2 protein-coding genes are annotated in these 1,685 nt (G+C 38.9%); both read right to left on the minus strand.

Annotation, left to right across the window (positions count from 1 at the left end):
* The coding region (locus AC1DJR_RS28945; RefSeq protein ID WP_477004142.1) for a PLP-dependent transferase at window positions 1–491 on the minus strand (491 nt) is incomplete at its 3' end.
* A complete protein-coding gene (locus tag AC1DJR_RS28950; protein ID WP_477004143.1) occupies window positions 488–1,600 on the minus strand; it encodes a methionine biosynthesis PLP-dependent protein in 1,113 nt (370 codons plus the stop codon). The genes AC1DJR_RS28950 and AC1DJR_RS28945, both read right to left, overlap by 4 nt.
* Between the last annotated feature and the right edge of the window lie 85 nt (window positions 1,601–1,685).

Raw genomic sequence — 1,685 nt, forward strand, 5'->3', positions numbered from 1 at the left:
GATTTTGCAAGATTAGAAACAGCACGAATATCTGTCACTTTTAAAAGTGGGTTAGAAGGTGTTTCTACATAAAAGAGCTTCGTATTTGGTTTAATGTTTTCTTTTACTTCTTCCACATTGGTCATATCAACAAATGTATGTGAAACACCATAACGGGAGAGAACTTCAGTAACAATTCGATAAGTACCTCCATATACATCTTCTGAAATAAGAACATGGTCACCTTGTGAAAGAAGGAGAAATGCAGTAGAAATGGCTGCAATGCCTGATGCAAAGGCAAATCCTTTTGTCCCGCCTTCTAATAAAGCAATGATATCTTCAAGAGCTTCACGTGTTGGATTTCCAGATCTACTATAGTCATACTTTCCGAAAGCATCTACATCAAACTGATGGAATGTTGATGTGTTATAGATGGGAACGTTAACAGCTCCTGTGTGTGTGTCATGCTTGTATTGATTATGCAGTAAAAGCGTATCTATGGAATAACTCATATTCTTACACCTTCTTTTACAAGTTTAATTGCTTGCTTTAAGTCTYGAATTAAGTCGTTGCTATTTTCGATGCCGACTGAAAAACGGAGAAGACGATTACACACACCACGTGCTGTTCGAACATCTTCTGGAATATCGGCATGAGTTTGCGTTGCTGGATAAGTCATTAAACTTTCGACACCRCCAAGACTTTCAGCAAATGTAATTAAGGATAAAGATTGTAAGAAAGGATTAATCCAAGTTTCATCTTGAAGGCGAAATGAAATCATACCACCTCTTCCTGGATAAAATACATCTGTCACACCATCTTCATCATTTAAATAAGCAACAATTGCATGAGCGTTTTCTTCATGCTGTTTCATGCGAAGTGCTAAAGTCTTCATGCCTCGAATTAATAGCCATGAATCAAACGGGCTTAAGACAGCACCAGAGGCATTATGATAATGAGCAAGCTCCTCGCAAAGAGATTTCCCTTTCGCAACGACAAGTCCGCTTAGTACATCGTTATGACCGCCTAAATATTTAGTTGCGCTATGAAGGACGATGTTTGCACCTTCTATTAATGGTTGCTGTATATAAGGTGTATAGAACGTGTTATCTACAATAAGAAGTAGTCCGTGCCTTTTCGCTACACTTGCTACACTTACGATATCAGTTACTTGCATTAATGGATTAGTCGGTGTTTCTATGAAAATAGCCTTCGTTTGAGATGTGATTGCTTGCTCAATTTGTTTAATAGATTGTGTATCTACGTATCTACATCGAATATTCCACTTGTCTTCATGTTCGGAAAATAGACGATATGTTCCCCCGTATAAGTCTTCAGATACGATAAGCTCATCTCCGGAACGGAATAGTGAAAGGACAAGGAGAACAGCCGCCATTCCTGAACTACAGGCATACCCTTGCTCACCGCTTTCTAAGTCTGCAATTGCCTGTTCTAAAAGGCCGCGAGTCGGATTTCCAGTTCTTGAATAGTCAAAGCCGGTAGATTTACCAATTCCTTCGTGACGATAAGCAGTTGAGAAATAAACAGGTGGATTAACAGTTCCTGTTGTAGCTTCGCTACGGTTCCCGATTTGTGCTAGTTTTGTTTCGATTGTTGACATGTGAAAATTCCCCCTTTTTAAAGTGAACGACTAAGTGAAAATAAAAAAAGCCTTCTAAGAAGAAGGCTTTCGGATTGAATAGAGT

The sequence above is a fragment of the Bacillus sp. 05T31 genome (assembly GCF_056396725.1).